16 protein-coding genes are annotated in these 17,229 nt (G+C 69.9%); 10 read left to right on the top strand and 6 right to left on the bottom strand.

The window, feature by feature from the left end; all coding sequences use genetic code 11:
• Positions 1 to 38: 38 nt before the first annotated feature.
• Positions 39 to 896 carry a CPBP family intramembrane glutamic endopeptidase gene (locus RN607_RS13495; protein ID WP_313498027.1) on the bottom strand — a complete coding sequence of 286 codons (858 nt, stop codon included), beginning with the start codon at positions 894 to 896 and terminating at the stop codon, positions 39 to 41.
• 69 nt (positions 897 to 965) lie between these two features.
• On the opposite strand from RN607_RS13495, the gene RN607_RS13490 reads away from it, so the two are divergent.
• The 4 genes from RN607_RS13490 (at position 966) to RN607_RS13475 (ending at position 5,049) form a co-directional block, all read left to right on the top strand.
• On the top strand, positions 966 to 1,646 hold the full coding sequence (locus tag RN607_RS13490; RefSeq protein ID WP_313498025.1) for an MOSC domain-containing protein: 681 nt from the start codon (positions 966 to 968) through the stop codon (positions 1,644 to 1,646).
• 120 nt (positions 1,647 to 1,766) lie between these two features.
• Entirely contained in the window at positions 1,767 to 2,381 is a 615-nt protein-coding gene (locus RN607_RS13485) for a sigma-70 family RNA polymerase sigma factor (RefSeq protein ID WP_313498023.1), read from the top strand.
• On the top strand, positions 2,381 to 3,499 hold the full coding sequence (locus tag RN607_RS13480) for a MiiA motif-containing surface protein (RefSeq protein WP_313543129.1): 1,119 nt from the start codon (positions 2,381 to 2,383) through the stop codon (positions 3,497 to 3,499). The genes RN607_RS13485 and RN607_RS13480 overlap by 1 nt, the downstream gene beginning before the upstream one ends.
• Before the next feature lie 74 nt (positions 3,500 to 3,573).
• The gene (locus RN607_RS13475; RefSeq protein ID WP_313498020.1) at positions 3,574 to 5,049 is read left to right on the top strand and encodes an HNH endonuclease; all 1,476 of its coding nucleotides are present in this window, start codon (positions 3,574 to 3,576) and stop codon (positions 5,047 to 5,049) included.
• 180 nt (positions 5,050 to 5,229) lie between these two features.
• On the opposite strand, the gene purB is transcribed toward RN607_RS13475, so the two are convergent.
• The gene (purB, locus tag RN607_RS13470; RefSeq protein WP_313498018.1) at positions 5,230 to 6,639 is read right to left on the bottom strand and encodes an adenylosuccinate lyase; all 1,410 of its coding nucleotides are present in this window, start codon (positions 6,637 to 6,639) and stop codon (positions 5,230 to 5,232) included.
• A 186-nt stretch (positions 6,640 to 6,825) separates the two neighbouring features.
• Positions 6,826 to 7,218, bottom strand: a complete 393-nt coding sequence (locus tag RN607_RS13465) for a phage holin family protein (protein ID WP_313498016.1) — start codon at positions 7,216 to 7,218, stop codon at positions 6,826 to 6,828.
• Between the two features lie 81 nt (positions 7,219 to 7,299).
• Between RN607_RS13465 and hisC the strand changes: the two genes are divergently transcribed.
• The 6 genes from hisC (at position 7,300) to RN607_RS13435 (ending at position 14,166) form a co-directional block, all read left to right on the top strand.
• Positions 7,300 to 8,379: a histidinol-phosphate transaminase gene (gene hisC / locus RN607_RS13460; protein ID WP_313498014.1), complete on the top strand. Its 1,080-nt coding sequence runs from the start codon at positions 7,300 to 7,302 to the stop codon at positions 8,377 to 8,379.
• An 83-nt stretch (positions 8,380 to 8,462) separates the two neighbouring features.
• Entirely contained in the window at positions 8,463 to 9,416 is a 954-nt protein-coding gene (locus RN607_RS13455; protein ID WP_313498012.1) for a glycosyltransferase family 2 protein, read from the top strand.
• On the top strand, positions 9,413 to 10,228 hold the full coding sequence (locus RN607_RS13450; RefSeq protein WP_313498010.1) for a glycosyltransferase: 816 nt from the start codon (positions 9,413 to 9,415) through the stop codon (positions 10,226 to 10,228). Before RN607_RS13455 ends, RN607_RS13450 begins: the two co-directional genes overlap by 4 nt.
• 183 nt (positions 10,229 to 10,411) lie before the next feature.
• Positions 10,412 to 10,948 carry a hypothetical protein gene (locus RN607_RS13445; protein WP_313498008.1) on the top strand — a complete coding sequence of 179 codons (537 nt, stop codon included), beginning with the start codon at positions 10,412 to 10,414 and terminating at the stop codon, positions 10,946 to 10,948.
• Positions 10,945 to 12,849: an LGFP repeat-containing protein gene (locus RN607_RS13440; RefSeq protein ID WP_313543128.1), complete on the top strand. Its 1,905-nt coding sequence runs from the start codon at positions 10,945 to 10,947 to the stop codon at positions 12,847 to 12,849. The genes RN607_RS13445 and RN607_RS13440 overlap by 4 nt, the downstream gene beginning before the upstream one ends.
• 36 nt (positions 12,850 to 12,885) lie before the next feature.
• The gene (locus RN607_RS13435) at positions 12,886 to 14,166 is read left to right on the top strand and encodes a BNR repeat-containing protein (RefSeq protein WP_313543127.1); all 1,281 of its coding nucleotides are present in this window, start codon (positions 12,886 to 12,888) and stop codon (positions 14,164 to 14,166) included.
• 6 nt (positions 14,167 to 14,172) lie between these two features.
• Here RN607_RS13435 and RN607_RS13430 read toward each other — a convergent pair whose 3' ends face one another.
• Genes RN607_RS13430 through RN607_RS13420 form a run of 3 tightly spaced genes read right to left on the bottom strand, consistent with a single transcriptional unit; the run spans position 14,173 to position 17,167 of the window.
• Positions 14,173 to 15,105 (bottom strand): lysylphosphatidylglycerol synthase domain-containing protein, encoded by a 933-nt coding sequence (locus tag RN607_RS13430; RefSeq protein ID WP_313498003.1) that lies wholly within the window; start codon positions 15,103 to 15,105, stop codon positions 14,173 to 14,175.
• Positions 15,102 to 16,232, bottom strand: a complete 1,131-nt coding sequence (locus tag RN607_RS13425; RefSeq protein ID WP_313543126.1) for a glycosyltransferase family 4 protein — start codon at positions 16,230 to 16,232, stop codon at positions 15,102 to 15,104. Before RN607_RS13425 ends, RN607_RS13430 begins: the two co-directional genes overlap by 4 nt.
• On the bottom strand, positions 16,229 to 17,167 hold the full coding sequence (locus RN607_RS13420; protein WP_313498000.1) for a glycosyltransferase family 2 protein: 939 nt from the start codon (positions 17,165 to 17,167) through the stop codon (positions 16,229 to 16,231). The genes RN607_RS13425 and RN607_RS13420 overlap by 4 nt, the downstream gene beginning before the upstream one ends.
• Positions 17,168 to 17,229 lie beyond the last annotated feature (62 nt).

The raw sequence follows: 17,229 nt of genomic DNA, 5'->3' as shown, positions 1-17,229 counted from the left end.
CTGCGGCGCAGGGTGCCGCGTCGTGGGGAGAGCGTCCTCTACTGCAGACCCAGGGCGGCCAACCAGGACTCGGGCGCCACCGTCGGCCCGATGAACGCGACCGCGTCGATCAGCAGGTGCGCGGCGATCAGCGGGCCCAGGCGTCCGCGCCTGACGAACACGTACGCGAAAACGAGGCCCATCGCCACGTTGCCGAGCGCCATGGGCCATCCCTGGTACAGGTGGTAGCTGCCCCGCAGCAGCGCCGACGCGACGATCGCCGCGGGCGCGCCCCAACGGAGCTCGCGCAGGCGGGTGACGAGGTAGCCGACCGCGATCGTCTCCTCGAGGATGCCGATGCTCGCCGCGGACAGCAGCAGGATGGTCGCCGCCCACCACTCGGACGGCAGCCCCGACGTGTCGACCGACACGGTCAGGCCCAGCGCACGGCTGCCCAGGTACAGCCCCAGGCCGGGCAGGCCGATCGCGGCGGCGATCGCGAACATCCAGCCCGCGTCCCCCCGCACCTTCGACCACGGTCCCGTCAGGCCGAGCGTGCGCCACGCCGACCGCCCACGGTCCGAGAGCAGGTAGAGCACCAGCAGCACCGGCATCAGCCTGAACCCGATCACCAGGACCTGCGAGATCAGGTCGATCCACGCGATCGTCGACCGTGACGTGTTCAGCGTCGACGTCGTGGAGCCGATGTCGATCCGCTTCACGTAGTACTGGATGAACTGCACGATCGCGAACGCCGCCGACTGTCCGAGCGACAGCCCCAGCACGATCGCGATCTCCCACCTGAGCCGCCGCGGCGAAGGCCCCTCGGCGGGCTCGGGCAGGGACGCCCTCTCGGTGGGTGGAGTGGCGTCCAGAGGCGCGACGGCCCGCGCCTCGACCTCAGTGGCGTCGTTCATTCCGCTCACTGTAATGAGCGATCCGCTGAACTGACTGAGAATCCGACGGCGCGGTCCTAGAGTGACGGCATGCGCGTCGTGTCGATCCGCCGGTACCCCGTGAAGTCCATGGCAGGGGAGTCGCTCGAGTCCGTCGAGCTCGACGCCCGCGGCCTCGTCGGGGACCGAGCGTGGGCGGTGCGCGACCAGGACTCGCGCCTCGCCTCCGGCAAGAGCACCAGGCGCATGGTCCGACGCGACGCGATCTTCGACTACGCCGCCCGCACAGACCTGGGCGCAGTGCTCGTCAGCGACGGCACCAGCGAGTGGCCGGCAGGCGACCCGGCGCTCGACGCGGCGCTCGCAGCCGCGATGGCGGCCGACGTGCGCATGGCGAGCGAGTCGGACGTGCCGCACTTCGACGACGGCGCAGTGTCGCTCATCGGCACCGCCACGCTCGAATGGTGCGCCCGCGAGCTGGACGTGGACGCCGACCCACGCAGGCTGCGCGTCAACCTGGTGGTGCAGACGCAGACGCCCTTCGTCGAGGAGACCTGGTTCGGCCGCCAGGTCACGATCGGCGGCGTCGCGTTGCGACCCACGCAACGCATCGAGCGGTGCCGCACGATCGACCTGCCGCAGGACGGGGTGGCCGACCGCACTCGCTGGCTCAAGGGACTGGGGGCCACCCGCGACATGCGGGTCGCCGTCTACTGCGACGTCGCCACGCCGGGCGCGCTCGCGGTGGGCGACGAGGTGCTGCTCGACTGAGCCTGCGGCGATCCGCCCACCGGCGCGACACTGAGATCCTCACCACCCGACGATCCTCACCACCCAACGATCCGGGCGTGCCGCTCCGTTATCGGGGTGAGGTCGACGGCAGCGTGGACGGTGAGGTCGACTGCAGCGTGGACGATGCGGCCAGGGGTGGTCGCGCAGGGCGGGGAGCACGACGTGGCGCAGTGGGAGCCGTTGCTCTACGAGGTGATGCGTGAGCGCACGCCGCGTCTGCTCGCGTACGCGCGCCTGCTCACCAGGGATGACACGGAGGCGGAGGACGTCCTGCAGGACGCTCTGGTGCGGTCCTTCTCCCGTGGACGATCCTTCGCCGACGTGGACCATGCCGAGGCCTACGTCAGGCATGCGATCCCCAGCGTGTTCGTGGACCGGTACCGGTCACGTCGCTCGCGTGAGGCGGCGCAGTCGAGGCTCGCACGCCGATCGGCCGCGCCGGCGGACCAGGGCGATCGTGCCGCGGTGCTCGACGTGCGCGCCGCGCTCGCGGACCTCCCGCCCAGGGAGCGTGCGTGCATCGTGCTGCGCTTCTACGACGACATGACGGTGCCGCAGATCGCGCACGCCCTGCACCTGGCCGAAGGCAGCGTCAAGCGCTACCTGCACGACGCGTCGGCCCGGCTGGCGGTGGTGCTCGGCACGGTCGTGGAGTGGGACGGCGGGCCCTCGACCGTGCCGGTGACGGTGCGCGCGGCGAAGGGAGGCCGGTGATGGATCGGATCGAGGACACGCTGCACGGCGTCTTCGAGGACGACGCCGCACGATTCCGAGAGTCGACGTTCGCGGAGCAGCATGGCTCAGGGATCGCAGCCCGGGTGCGTCGCCGTCGGCGAGCGAAGGCCGGCGGCCTCTCCGCGCTGGGCGTGGCAGCCGTGGCGATGCTGAGCCTGGCGGCGCTCCCCGCCCGTGATGACGCGTTCGGCCCCGCCGACCTGCCCGCCTGCCTCCCCGTGCCCGTGAACCTGCCGGACTGGTGGGACCCCGCCGGCAGCGGCGGGAGCTTCCTCAGCGGCTATGGGCTCATTCTCGCGGTCACCGTCAGCGAGGACGCGATGGAGCTGTCCGAGGTCGCCGATCCCGGCTCCTCGCTCACGATCCCGATCGAGGATCACCTGCTCGACGGCACCACGGAGAACGGCCAGGACCTGGACGTGACGTTCCCCTCGGGCACAGGTGCCGTGGTCTCGCTCGACTGGACCGACGACACTGTCGCGGTGACCACGTCTGTCGACGGCAGGGACGACTCCCAGATGACGTTCTCCGTCCATCGAGCGAGCTACGGGTTGGACCTGCACGATCCCACCGTGCGGTACTGGGGCTACTCGTACACGGCGTCGTCCGTGGACGGCGTCGAGCTGCCTACGTGGACGGTGACGGACAACTCCAACGGGCTCAGCGCCTTCGAGGTCACCGTGACCGATGACGGGCAGGCCACCGTCACCTTCCCCGACGGCTCGCAGCAGCGGTTCGACGCGGGGGACGACCACCACGCCACCTTCGACTGGGTGGGGGCCACCGTCTTTCAGATCCTCTGGGACCGGGACTCCGCGACTCTGAAGATCGGGGACGACGCCACTGTGCCCGTCGATGCGCTGATCGTGGGGCCGCAGTACTGCCTGTCCGGGTCGGCGACCGTGTCCCCGTCCGTGTCCGCGTCCGCGTTCCCGTCCGCGTACGCCTCTGCGTTCCCGTCCGTGTCCCCGTCCGCGTCCGCGACGGTGGAGTCGGTGGTGGTGCCGCCATCCACGGTGTCGCCCGACACCATTCACGCCGTGCACGTGTCGCCGGGCACGACCTACTCGGCCCACGTCGGGGGCTCGGCGGGGTGAGGCCGGCGCGCCTCTCCCCAGACGGGCGAGTCCGGTTTCTCCTATTTGTCAGACCCCACTGATGGAATGGTCCCATGGTGATCGGGGCCGACGAGATCGAACGGGTGAGCACGCGGGTGCGTGCGCTCGCGGCCTCGGAAGTCTCCGGTCTGACCAAGGATCAGCTGCTCGAGGTGAATGCGGCCGTCGCGAGGCTCGAGCGGCTCGTGGGGGCCGTCGGCTCGAGGATCGCCGGAGAGATCGCCCGACGCTCGGACCCGGCGCTGCCTGGAGGTGGGCTCGCGCGCCGCGAGGGCTTCGGCAACGCGGGCCGCATGATCTCCCAGGTGAGGGGAGCGTCGGTGAGCGGCGCCAAGCGTGCCATCGCCGCGGGAGACGCGTTCACGCCGCTTCCTGACGCGCAGCGACCCAAATACCCACAGGTGGCGCACGCGCAGATCGCCGGCGACCTCTCCGTGGATGCCTCAGGGATCATCGTCACGGGGCTCAACTCGTTGGAGGGACGGCTGGAGCCTGGCGTCGCAGAGAGGCTGGAGAGGCGTCTCGTCCAGCGCGCGATGGGCATGTCGGCGCACGACGTGCAACGCATGGTGACGCGCGCCATCGCTCGTGCCGACCATGCCGAGCACGAGCGTCGGGAGCGGAGGAACTTCGAGGACCGTCTCCTGTGGTGGAAGCAGGAGCACGACGGCATGGTGACGTTCCGGGGTCGGCTCGACTCCGTCACTGCGGCGCCGATCATCACCGTGCTCGAGCAGCTGACCACGCGGGACATGCGGCTGCAGTCGCGCAGAGATGAGGGCGGAGTCGGCCGCAGTGACGCCTCCGGCGTCGCGAGCCATCCACAGGCCGTGGACGGCGACCATCGCACCCCGGGCCAGATGCGAGCGGATGCGCTCTTCACGCTCGCGCGGCATGCCCTCGGCTGCTCCGAGACTGCCGCGTCCGGCGTGCGCACCAGCCTGGTCGTGCGCATGAGCCTCGCGGACCTGCGCCTCATCGACGCGACCGGCGGCGGTTCCGGGATCGAAGGCGCTGGAGGCACGCATGCGGCTGCGAGCGCCGGCGCCGATGGCGCGGCGTGCGAGTCAGACACCATCCGTGGGCTCGGTTCGATCGACGGGATCGACCAGCCGGTGTCGGTCGCAGAGCTGAGGCGTCTCGCGGGCGACGCAGGCATCATCCCCGAGGTGCTGGGAGCCGACGGCGAGGTGCTCGACCTCGGACGCGAGCGGCGCACGTTCACGCGAGCGCAGCGGGTAGCTCTGCTGGAGAGAGACGGCGGGTGCGCCAGATGTCACGCGCCACCGGAGCACTGCGAGGCGCACCACATCGTCTGGTGGGAACACGGCGGAAGATCTGATCTTGAGAACGGTGTGATGCTCTGCACCAGATGCCACCACGATGTGCATCGACAGGGCTGGGGGATCCAGGTGACGCGTGGACAGGTGAGCTTCAGGCCGCCTCCCACGCTGGATCCTGCCCGTACTCCGCAGCTCGGGGGAGTCGCCGCGCTTGACGCGGGGGACGTTCAGCTGCCTGTGGCGTAGTGCGCGTTGAATGCGGGGTCTTGAACCCAGGCGCCTTCAACGCGGGGACTTGAACGCAGGCGACTTGAACGCAGGGACTTGAAACCAGGCGACTTGAACCCAGGGAGAGTTGTCCGTAGGGGCCGGTGTCGGGGCCCGTGTCGGTGTCGGTGTCGGTGCTCGGAACCGGGTCCGCGGTCCTCAGCGCAGGAAGCGATCCACCAGCGTCTCGGCGAGGCCCACGTAGCCGCCCGGCGTGAGGGAGGCGAGGCGTTCCGCGGTCTCCGCAGGGAGTTCCAGGCCGCTCACGAACGTCCGGATCGACTGGGCGTCGATCTGCTGGCCGCGGGTGAGGTCCTTGAGCCGCTCGTACGGGTTCTCCATGCCGGGCACTCCCGCGATCGAGGCCGCGCGCATGGCCGACTGGATCGGCTCGGCGAGCACCTCCCACGACGAGTCGAGGTCGGCGGCCAGCGCCGCCTCGTTCACGCTCAGCGTCGTCAGGCCACGCCGTACGTTGTCGATCGCCAGCAGCGAATGGCCGAACGCGAGCCCGATGTTGCGCTGCGACGACGAGTCGGTGAGGTCGCGCTGCATGCGGCTCGTCACCAGGGTGGCGGCGAGGGTGTCGAGCAGCGCCGCCGAGATCTCCAGGTTCGCCTCGGCGTTCTCGAAGCGGATCGGGTTGATCTTGTGAGGCATCGCGGACGATCCGATCGAACCCTTCGCGGCTGCCTGAGCGAAGTAGCCAAGGGACACGTAGGTCCACACGTCGGTCGCGAGGTTGTGCAGGATCCGACCGAAGCGCGCCACGTCGGCGTACAGCTCCGCCTGCCAGTCGTGGCTCTCGATCTGCGTGGTCAGCGGGTTCCACGTGAGCCCCAGGTGCTCCACGAAAGTGCGGGAGATCTCGATCCAGTCCGTGGTGGGCACCGCCGCCGTGTGCGCGCCGAACGTGCCCGTCGCGCCATTGATCTTGCCCAGGTACTCCTGCCGGCCGATCCGTTCCAGCTGGCGGCCCAGGCGGTGGGCGAGCACCGCGAACTCCTTGCCCAGCGTGGTCGGCGTGGCCGTCTGGCCGTGCGTGCGGGACAGCATCGGAACGGCCTTGGCCTTGCGGGCCAGCTCCGCGACGTCCGCCACCAGGGCGGTCGCGGCGGGCAGCCACTCCTGCTCGACCGCGCCCTTCACCATCAGGGCGTAGGAGAGGTTGTTGATGTCCTCCGACGTGCACGCGAAGTGCACCAGCTCCTGCAAGGGCTCCAGCGACGTCCCCCTGATGCTGTCCTTGATCAGGTACTCGACGGCCTTCACGTCGTGGATCGTGACGCGCTCGTGCGCGGCATGCGCGGCGATGCCCGCAGCGTCGAATCCGGCAGGGATCGCGCGCAGCAGCGCGACCTCGTCGTCCGTCAACGGCCGCACGCCCGGCACCGCGTCCTTGGCGCACAGGTGGATGAACCACTCCACCTCCACGTGGAGGCGCATCCGGTTCAGCGCAGGCTCCGACAGGTGGTCCACCAGTCCGGCGACCGTGCCGCGGTAGCGGCCGTCGAGCGGCCCGAGGGCGATGGGGGGAGTGATGTCGGCGAGGCGGGTCCAGTCGTTCACGTCGTCATTGTTTCATGCGGCGCGCGCACCGGACGGGCCGCGCGGGGCGGCAGGCGCGGCGGCGTGGGCTCAGCAGCGCGGGTTCAGCAGCGCGGGCTCGGCGTGGGCTCAGCGGCGCGGACGCGGCGCAGGCTCACCCGCGTGGGCTCAGCAGCGCGGGCTCGTCGTCGCGGACACTGCGCAGGCTCAGCGCCGGTTCGCGCCCGGGACGATCGCGCTGAGCACGGCCGTGGTGATCGCGATCACGATCGCGGCCACGACGCTCAGCCAGAAGTCGCCGATCTGCAGCGTCGCGAAGTCGACCTGCTCGGTGATCCACGCCGTGAGCCACAGGATGAACCAGCTGATCACCAGGCCGAACAGCCCCAGGGTGAGGATCTTGATCGGCAGTCCCAGCACGTCGAGGATCGGCTTCACGAGCTTGTTCAGCAGCGTCAGCACCAGGCCGACAAACGCGAACACCAGCGCGCGATGCCACCACTCGTCCCCCTCACCGCCGATCACGGTGACGTCCAGGGGCAGCAGGGTGACGACCCACACTGCGACGGCGGTGATCGCGACTTCGAGGAGGAACTTCATGCGGACGATTCTGGCATGAGGGCGGGACCGCGCGGCCGACCCGTTGACATCGGACCGCCGCGAACTGGCATCCTGGAGGCCATGACCACTCCTGCGCCTCGTCCCGTGATCGCGTCCCTTCCTCGCTACGTGCCTGGAGCCCGAGGCGCGGCGGACGGCCCGGAGCCCATCAAGCTGTCCTCCAACGAGATGCCGTACGGCCCTCTGCCCAGCATCGTGTCCGTCGTCGAGCAGGCGAGCGGGGAGATGCATCGGTACCCGGACATGATGGCGTCGGACGTGACCGAGGCGATCGCGAAGCACTGCGGCGTGCGACCCGCGCAGGTCGTGACCGGCGGCGGCTCGGTCGCCGTGCTGAGTCACATCCTGCAGGCGTACACGGGCCTGGGCGACGAGGTCATGTTCGCGTGGCGCAGCTTCGAGGCGTACCCCATCCTCACGCAGCTCGTCGGCGCGTCGCCCGTGACCGTCCCGCTCGACTCCGAGTCGCGGCACGACCTCCCTGCCATGGCGTCGGCCGTCAACGAGCGCACCAAGCTCATCATGCTGTGCTCGCCGAACAACCCGACCGGCCCCACCATCCACCTGGACGAGTTCGAGGAGTTCATGGCGGCCGTGCCGCAGACCGTGCTCGTCGTCCTCGACGAGGCGTACGGCGAGTTCGTGCGCGACGCCGACACGGTGGACGGCATCGAGGCGCTCACCCGCCACCCCAACCTGGTGCTGCTGCGCACCTTCTCCAAGGCGTACGGCCTCGCGGGCCTCCGCCTGGGCTACGCGGTCGCGTCCGACGAGATCGCGGCCAACGTCCGCACCTGCGTCACCCCGTTCTCCGTGAGCGGCGTCGCGCAGGCCGCCGGCATCGCCTCGCTCGACGCCAAGGAGGAGCTGCTGGAACGCGTGGAGATCATCGTCGCCGAGCGTCACCGCGTGGCCGACGCGCTGCGCGAGCAGGGCTGGACCGTGCCCGACGCGCAGGGGAACTTCGTGTGGCTCGGCGTCCGTGAGGGCACCGAGGCGCTCGCCGCCGCGATGGCAGGCGCTGCGCGCCCCGTGCTGGTGCGTCCGTTCGTCGGCCACGGGGTCCGCATCACCATCGGCTCGCCCGAGGAGAACGACGCGCTGATCGCCGCGCTCGCGGACTACCCCGACAAGGCCTGATCCCGTTCTCCCCGACACCGCCCCGCAGCGATGTGGGGCCGTATCCTGGTAGCCGCCTTTCCGACGACCTCCAGGGAGCTCACATGACCGACGCCGCCGCGCGCGTCGCCGCAGTGGTGGTCGCCTACAACCGGGCCGACCTGCTCCGCGAGTCGCTCGAGGCGATCCGCGACCAGACGCTGCCGCCTGTGGGGATCGTCGTCGTGGACAACGCCTCCACCGACGCCACCGGCCAGGTCGCCGCGTCGTTCGCGCCACTGGCGTCGGTGACGACGCTCGCGCGCAACACCGGTGGCGCAGGCGGGTTCGCCGTCGGCATCGCGACGGCCCTGGAGACGCTCGACGCGGACTACGTATGGATCATGGACGACGACTCGATCCCCACCCCCACCGCGCTCGCCGAGCTCGTGGCCGGGGTGCAGGCGGCGGGCGCGGCGCTCGGTGCCTCGCGCGTCGTCTGGCACGACGGTCGCGACCACCCGATGAACACCCCGCGCGAGCGGCCCTTCGCATCGTCCGCCCGCAAGGAGCGCGCCTCGTCCGCCTCCGCCATGACCGTGCGCTCCGCGTCGTTCGTGTCCCTGCTCGTGTCCACCGAGGCCGTCCGTGCTGAGGGCCTGCCGGTGGTCGACTACTTCATCTGGAACGACGACTTCGAGTACTCCACCCGCATCCTCCGGCACCGCGACGGCGTGTACGTCCCCGCCAGCGTCGTGGTCCACAAGACCGCCAAGTTCGGCGCCACCGACGTGGACCCCGGCGAACGGTTCTACTACGAGGTGCGCAACAAGCTGTGGATGCTGCGGCGGTCCCGCTCGCTCAGCGCCGGCGAGAAGTGCCTCTACGGCGCCTCCACCATGCGGCGCTGGATCCGCACCATCCGCGCGTCCGAGCGCCGCGACGTGCTGCGGGCCGCCTTCTCGCGCGGCTGGCGCGACGGCTGGCGCACCGACCCGCAGCCGAACGCCGACGCGCTCGCAGACCTGGGCTCCGTCGCCGACACCGTGAGGGCGGCCGAGCCGACCGGACGACCATGACCACGCCCTTCACGCTCCTCCTGCCGGTGTACGCCGGCGATCAGGCGGCCCACCTGCGCGCCGCGTTCCACAGCTCCGTGGAGCAGCAGACCCTGCCGCCCGCCGAGGTCGTGATCGTGCGCGACGGCCCCGTGCCTGAGGAGATCGCCGACGAGCTGTCCGCCCTGCGCGACTCCGCGCCCGTCCCCGTGAGGGTGGTCGAGCTCGAGCGCAACGTCGGGCTCGCCGCCGCGCTCGAGGCCGGGCTCGCGGCCTCCACGCACGACGTCGTGGCCCGCATGGACGCCGACGACCTGTCGATGCCAGAACGGTTCGCCCAGCAGATCGACGCGCTCGAGGCCGGCCTGGACCTGGTCGGGTCCGGACTCGTCGAGTTCGAAGGATCGCTCGACACGCCCGGCGCCGTCCGCACCCCGCCCATCGGCGCCGCCATCCCGTCGTATGCCCGCTTCCATCAGCCCTTCAACCACCCCACCGTCGTCTACCGACGGTCGGTCGTGGCCGGCGTCGGCGGGTATGCGCCCATGGGTCGCATGGAGGACTACTGGCTGTTCGCCCGCATGATCCACGCCGGCGCGCGCGTCGACAACGTGCCCCAGCCGCTGCTCGGCTACCGGGTCGACTCCGGGGCCTACGGCCGCCGCGGCGGGCTCGAGCTGCTGCGCTCCGAGGTGGCGCTGCAGAAGGCGCTGCGCGGCATCGGCTTCACCACCCGGGCGCAGCAGGTGAGGAACCTCGCGGTGCGCGGCGGCTACCGCCTGGTGCCCGAGGGCGTGCGGCGCGTGGCGTACCGGTCGCGCTTCACGAGCTGATCGCGGGGGAGCGCCCACGGTCGCGGCGGGCTCGCGTCCGATTCGTGTGAGATGGGCGACAACCGGCTGCTGCGCGGCGTGGATCCCACCGTGACGACGCGCGCAGTGTCTACGATGACCGCGATCGTACGTGCGGCAGGGTCGCGCGCACGCGCCCAGTCCAGCATCGTGAGGAGACAGTCGATGAACGCCAAGCACGGACTTCTCGTCGCCGTGGCCGCAGCGTCGTTCGCGCTGTCGGGCTGCACCGGCGACACGCCGGAACCGAGCACCACGCCTACGACGTCGGCGACCGCCAGCTCCACCCCATCGACGAGCACGTCATCGACGCCGTCGGAGTCCCCGAGCGCCACCCCGTCATCGGACGGCGTCGCCACGGACTCCGCGGCGCCGACACCGACGGCGACGGCGGGGAGCGGTCGCGTCTCGGCCGTGGTGGCGCTGACCCGGTACGGAGTCACCAACGGTGAGCTGACCGCCGCGGGTTTCGTGCAGGATGTCGTCGAGGAGGGCGGATACTGCACGATCACGGCGACTCGCGGCGACCGGTCCGCTTCGGCGAGCGGCCTGGGGACCCCGTCTGCGGCGAGCACCGATTGCGGTGAAGGCCTCTCCATCGACACCGCGCAGCTGGGATCAGGCGACTGGAAGGTGGTCCTCTCGTACCGTTCCGACGGCTATGAGGGCGCGAGTGCGCCTGTCACGGTGACGGTGCCATGATCCGACGGCTCCGCACGGGAAGCGCGCTCGTGCTCGTCGCGGCGCTCGGCCTCGCCACGTTCGCCGCGGTCGCCGCACCTGCGCCTGCCGCGCAGGCAGTCACCGCGGCCGGTTTCAATCCGGGCATGATCATCACCGATGACCTGTTCTACGACTCGGATGCCATGACCGCCACCGAGGTGCAGGCGTTCCTCGATCGGATGGTCCCCGTATGCAAGGACCCGGACCTCAGCAACGACATCACCTGCCTCAAGGACTACAGCACCACCACCGTCGCCAGGTCTGCCGCCATCACGTCAGGCAAGGTCCTCTGCAGCGAGATCCCCGCCCAGACCGCCACCGCAGCCGAGGTCATCGACCTCGTGGCCCGCGCGTGCGGCGTGAGCCAGAAGGTGCTGCTCGTGCTCCTGCAGAAGGAGCAGGGGCTCGTGACGGCGACCGACCCTGGCATCGCCAAGTACAACAAGGCGACCGGCTACGCCTGTCCGGACACGGGCTCGTGCGACACGAAGTACTACGGTCTGTTCAACCAGCTCTACTGGGCTGCCTGGCAGTACCGGTACTACCAGGCGACGGCCAGCACTCGCAGCTACGTCGCCGGTCAGTACAACTCGATCGGCTATCACCCGAGCTCCTGGTACAACCCGCCGCTCTGCGGCAAGGCGACCGTCTACATCCAGAATCAGGCGACCGCGGGGCTCTACATCTACACGCCTTACGTGCCGAACGCGGCGGCGCTCACCGCGGGCTACGGCACAGGTGACTCGTGCAGCTCCTACGGGAACCGCAACTTCTACAACTACTACACGGACTGGTTCGGCTCCACGACCCGCATCTTCGTCGGCACCGCCTTGGCGAGCACCTACTTCGCGGCAGGGGGCTCGTCGACGGTGGGAGACCCGACCGGCTATCCCGTCCAACTGACGGACAACGGTGGCGGCTGGTACCAGGAGTTCGACAACGGTGTGCTGTACTACTCGACCGCGGCTGGCACGGGCGTCTTCCTGAAGTACGGCACGGCGCTCTACAACGCCTACATCTCCGCCGGCGGCCCGAGCTCCACGACATGGGGTTGGCCCCTCACGGGCTACCGCTGCTACGACTCGTTGTGCGCCATCGAGTTCCAGCTGGGCGTGATGACACAGACCGGCACGTCCGCGATCGCCAAGGTGGACAACGCCACGTGGGCCACGACCAGCCCGTGGAGGTTCGGCACCGATTCGCTGACGGTCCGCCGCGAGAACGCGTACTACATCAAGAACACCCTCGGAAGCGGCTCTGCGGACGTCACGCTCTATTACGGACGCGCGGACGACGCGGTGCTCGTCGGCGACTGGGATGGCGACGGCGTCGACACCCTCATGGTCCGTCGCGGCAACGCGTACTACGTGAAGAACACGCTCGCAGGCGGCGACGCCGACAAGGTGCTCTACTACGGACGCGCGGACGATGTGGTGCTGGTGGGCGACTGGGATGGAGATGGTGTCGACACGCTGGCCGTCCGCCGCGGCCAGACGTACTACGTCAAGAACTCCCTCAACGGTGGCTCTGCGGACGTGGTGGTCAACTACGGACTCGCCACCGATCAGGTGCTCGTCGGCGATTGGGATGGCGACGGCGTCGACACGCTCGCCGTCCGCCGCGGCCAGACCTACTACGTCAAGAACACGATCGCGGCCGGCGGAGCGGATCTGACGTTCAACTACGGGCGCGCTGACGACGCGGTGCTCGTGGGCGACTGGGACGGCGATCTGCGGGACACGTTGGCCGTGCGGCGCGGCCAGACCTACTACTTCCGCAATCAGCTCGGCGCGGGTTCGGCGGATCTCGTGGTCAACTACGGGCGCGCTGACGACGTCGTGCTCGTGGGCGACTGGGACGGCGACGGCGCATTCCCATGAAGCGATCCTGATCAGACGCTGACGCTCGACGGATCCGTGGCGTTCGACGACGCCGTCGTCGTGGAGGCGTCGGCTCTCTCCGATGCCTGGGCGGGCACCTCGGTGAACGCCACGAGCTTCCGCCGCAATGCGAGCGTCGTCGGCACGTACGCGGGCACGGAGTTCGAGGCGGTGGCGTACTACGACGCGGCCGCGCAGGTGGTCCTCGCTCGCCGCGATGAGGGTGCCTCCGGCTGGACGGTGTCCGGCACCGGACTCTACGGCGACCCGGACGACGCGCACAATGTCATCTCGCTCGGGGTCGATGGCAACGGCACGCTCCACCTCGCGTGGGGAGTGCACAACGCGCAGCTCCGGTATGCGACCTCGGCCGCGGGCGGGCGAGGCGCGTTCGTGCGCGGCACGATCCTGGGGGACGACGAATCGCGGGTCACGTATCCCCAGTTCTACGCACGGTCCGACGGCGGCCTGTACCTGATGTATCGCGATGGCGTCTCCGGCAACGGGACCGTGGTGCTCGACCGCTTCGACGCGACAACGCTCACGTGGAGCCGGATCGCCACCTCCCTCATCTCTGGAGACGGCGAGCGTTCACCATATTGGGAGGCGGTCGTCGACTCTCAGGACAGGCTCCACGTCATGTGGACGTGGCGTGACACGCCCGATGTCGCGAGCAACCACGACATCATGTACGCCGTCGCCGCTGACGACACCGGTCTCACCTGGACCGACTCGTCAGGGGCAGAGTACGACCTGCCCATCACGGCTGACACGGCGGAGGTAGCGGTCGCGGTGCCCCAGGGCAGCAACCTCATGAACCAGACCGGGCTGACCGTGGACGCCGACGACCGCCCGTACCTCGCCACCTACTGGGCAGAGGGCGGCATCACCCAGTACCGCGTGGTCACACGGACTGCGGCTCCCGGTGGATGGACGGTGCTCGACACCGGCATCCGCAACACCACCTTCGAGATGGCCGGGGCGGGCACCAAGGCGCTCCCGCTCGCGCGGCCGGACATCGCGGTGTCCGGCAGCGGGACGGACGCGGTCATCCACCTGCTGATCCGCGACGACGAACGGGACGGCGCCTTCTCCATCGCGACCTCGGTCGCTGGAGGGGAGTGGCACGTGCGCGACGTCACCGCCGGAAGCGACCTGGGTTGGTGGGAGCCGACATACGATCGCGACGCGTGGCGGCGTCAGGGGTTGCTCACGGTGTACGTCCAGCGCCTGATCCAGACCGACGGAGACTCCGGTGCTCCAGCGCGACGCTCACCTGCCTACCTCGTGACCGTCGATCCTGCCGCCCTCACCTGATGACGGCTACGACGACGAGTGCTGAACCTTGCGTCGCCGCCACAGGAGAGGGACGCCTGCGAGCGTCACGTCCGCGACCGTGAAGAGGACGCGGGAGAGCAGCACGAGCACGAGCACCTCCGCCTGATCCAAGAGCCCGGAGAACACAGGGATCAGCACCAGCTCGCGGGCCCCGATCCCCGCGGGCATGAACAGCGCCGCCAGCCCCACGAGCCACGCGCCGGCGAAGCCTCCGGCAGCGACCGTGAACGTGCCGAGCGTCGCTGGCAGGCCGAGCCCGATCCCGATCAGCCACACCTGCGCACCGGCCAGCAGCCACGCGACGAGCGACCAGCCGGCGGCGCGCGCGATGCCTGCGCCGGAGAACGCGAGATCCGTGTCCGGCCTGCGCAGCAGCCGCAGCCCCAGATGAAGAGCACGCGTCAACAGGGGTGGTGCGAGGAGCGCAAGGCACACAGGAGTGGCGAGGCCGAACAGGCGCACCCAGCCGGGAAGCGTGTGAGGGGCGAAGGCTGCGCCCACGCCTGCCAGCGCGCCGCCGACGAGGACGGAGACGAGCATGGTCATCGCCAGCGTTCCCGCAGCCCTTGCGCGGCTGATGCCGCGATCCTTCGCGAGCTCGGCGCCGGCGACCACGTTCCATACGCCGCCGGGGATGTACTTGCCGAGCTGGCTCGTCAGGAAGATCTCGGCCGAGTCCCGCCACGGCAGCTTCGCATGGATGTCGGCGAGGACGGAGCGCCACGACTCCATCGAGGCGAGCACGTACAGGAAGCTGAGCGACGTCGCGGCGACCGCGAGCGGCCAGCCGATGCCGACGAGCGCCGACTGGATCGAGTCCCAGTCGCGGAGGACCGCCCATGCGGCGAGCCCCAGCGCGGCGATCAGGAAGCCCCATCTGACGATCGGGCTGCGCGCGAGCCCCATGATCCGGCTCATGCCGTGACCTGGGCGATCCGAGCCATCAGCTCACCGCCGAGCGCCGCCGGGCTGAACCTCGCCTGCGCGAGCTCTGCACCCCGGAGCGCGAGCGCGGCGAGCTCGGTGCGGTCCGTCGCCAACCCGGCGATGGCGTCCGCCAGCGCCTCCGCGTCCCCGGTGGGCACATACCTCACCGCGTCCTGCAGCATGCGCCGCTGCGGGGGAGTGTCCGACGTGATGACGGCGCAGCGGGCGGCGAGCCCCTGGTAGACCTTGTTCGGCACCACACGGCTTCCCTTCGGCGTGGTGCCCACGATGCCGAGGCACACGTCGTGAGAGGCGACCAGCGCGGGAAGATCCGCGGGCTGCACCCAGTCGATCCAGGTCACCGGTGCCTCGCCCGCCGCTGCGACCGTGGCCGCATGGTCCTGACCGGTGCCGACCATCGTGATCGCCACGTTCGCGCCACGCTCGTGGAGCAGCCGGGCCGCGGCGCCGATCGTCTCAGCGCCCTGCAACGGCGTGAACAGGCCGTAGAAGATCACCGAGAGCGGCGCGTCGGGGTCACCTGCGGCCCGCGAGGCGCCCGACTCGAACCACGCGTCGGGCGCGCCGACCGGCACCACGAGGCCCTTGCGTCGGGCACGGTTCGGAAGCATCGCCAGGTGCTCGTCCGTGTCCAGCACCACCACCGTCGCCGACGCGATCGCGGTCCGGTCGAGCACGCCGAGCAGTCGCTGCATGAGTCCCGACCCGGAGGAGCGGTCACGGGCGGTGTCGGCCGCGAAGATCAGGTGGTCCAGCACGATCGGAGTCCGGGGGAACAGCACCCTGGCGGCGATCACGTCCATATGGCCCAGGTAGCCGACGAGCAGCGCGTCGACCGGCTTCCGGCGCATCTCCTTGCGCGCCCTGCGCGCCAATCGGAACCAGACTGCCGGAAGCTTGAGCACAGTACCCAGCGCGGCGCCCATGCTGGACACCGCGTCGACCCTCTCTGCGGTCGACGTGGAGTCGGGCTGGTTCACCTCGACCACGTCCGCACCCGAGGCACGAAGGCCGTCCAGCAGGATGCCCGCCCGAGGGTGCCGCGACGCGTCGTACGTGCCCCAGCCCATCACCCGCAGCGGGGCGCCTCTGCTCACGACTCGTACTGCTGACGCTTCGCGTACTCCAGCGCCTGCTCCTGCAGGATCCGGTTCGTCCGCTGAAGGTCGGAGAGCACCCCGAGCGCCACCGACAGGAGCGCGCCCACCAGGAGCAGCGTGCCGAGCATCAGCGACTGGAAGTGGTTGCCCTGGTCGCCCGTCGCGATCAGCACCGCGTAGCGGGCGAACGGGAACAGGCCGACGATGCCGAAGACCACCCCGAGCATCGCGAAGATCGACCACGGCTTGAACATGATGTACGAGCGCAGGATCGCCTGGCCCGACTTCAACATGTGCTCGAACATGTTGGAGAACAGCCGCGACTCGCGGGTCTTCGGGTTCGTGTCGATCTGCACCGACGCGATCGCGATCCGCTTGTTGCCCGCTTGGATGATCGTCTCCATGCAGTAGCTGAACTGCGTGACGACGTTCAGCTTGTACAGCGAGTCCCGCGAGTACGCGCGGAAGCCCGAGGCGGCGTCAGGCAGGTCCGTGCCCGCCGCCTTGTTCACCACCCACGAGCCGAAGCGCTGCATGATCTTCTTGAAGCCGGAGAAGTGCGCGATCTTGTGCGTCTGGCGGTCGCCGATGACGATGTCCGCCTCGCCGTTGACCACGGGCGCCACCAGGTCGGGGATGCGTTCCTGCGGGTACTGATTGTCGCCGTCGGTGTTGACCACGATGTCCGCGCCGTGGCTCAGAGCCCAGTCGATGCCGTCGCGGAACGACTGCGCCAGACCCATGCGACCGCGGTGACGGACCACATGTGCGCCGTGCTCACGCGCGATCTCCGCAGTGCGGTCCGTCGAGCCGTCGTCGATCACGAGGATCTCGAGCTCGTCGATGCCGGGGATCTCCTTGGGGATGGTCGACAGCACGAGAGGAAGCGTCTGCTCCTCGTTGAGGCATGGGATCTGTACCACGAGTTTCACGGTGACAAGGGTAACCTGAGGCCGCCCCAGCGGCTTGCGACTGGGCCACCACGGGAGGAACC

It is taken from the genome of Demequina capsici, from assembly GCF_032102965.1.
GTDB lineage: Bacteria > Actinomycetota > Actinomycetes > Actinomycetales > Demequinaceae > Demequina > Demequina capsici.
The sequence above is the reverse complement of the archived record's forward strand: the minus strand, read 5'-3'. Positions and strand labels throughout refer to the sequence as shown.

Coding starts and splice junctions, on each gene's coding strand:
- RN607_RS13495 (WP_313498027.1), bottom strand. CDS start 896: ATGAACGACGCCACTGAGGTCGAGGCGCGGGCCGTCGCGCCTCTGGAC.
- RN607_RS13490 (WP_313498025.1), top strand. CDS start 966: ATGCGCGTCGTGTCGATCCGCCGGTACCCCGTGAAGTCCATGGCAGGG.
- RN607_RS13480 (WP_313543129.1), top strand. CDS start 2,381: ATGGATCGGATCGAGGACACGCTGCACGGCGTCTTCGAGGACGACGCC.
- RN607_RS13475 (WP_313498020.1), top strand. CDS start 3,574: ATGGTGATCGGGGCCGACGAGATCGAACGGGTGAGCACGCGGGTGCGT.
- RN607_RS13465 (WP_313498016.1), bottom strand. CDS start 7,218: ATGAAGTTCCTCCTCGAAGTCGCGATCACCGCCGTCGCAGTGTGGGTC.
- hisC (WP_313498014.1), top strand. CDS start 7,300: ATGACCACTCCTGCGCCTCGTCCCGTGATCGCGTCCCTTCCTCGCTAC.
- RN607_RS13455 (WP_313498012.1), top strand. CDS start 8,463: ATGACCGACGCCGCCGCGCGCGTCGCCGCAGTGGTGGTCGCCTACAAC.
- RN607_RS13450 (WP_313498010.1), top strand. CDS start 9,413: ATGACCACGCCCTTCACGCTCCTCCTGCCGGTGTACGCCGGCGATCAG.
- RN607_RS13445 (WP_313498008.1), top strand. CDS start 10,412: ATGAACGCCAAGCACGGACTTCTCGTCGCCGTGGCCGCAGCGTCGTTC.
- RN607_RS13440 (WP_313543128.1), top strand. CDS start 10,945: ATGATCCGACGGCTCCGCACGGGAAGCGCGCTCGTGCTCGTCGCGGCG.
- RN607_RS13430 (WP_313498003.1), bottom strand. CDS start 15,105: ATGAGCCGGATCATGGGGCTCGCGCGCAGCCCGATCGTCAGATGGGGC.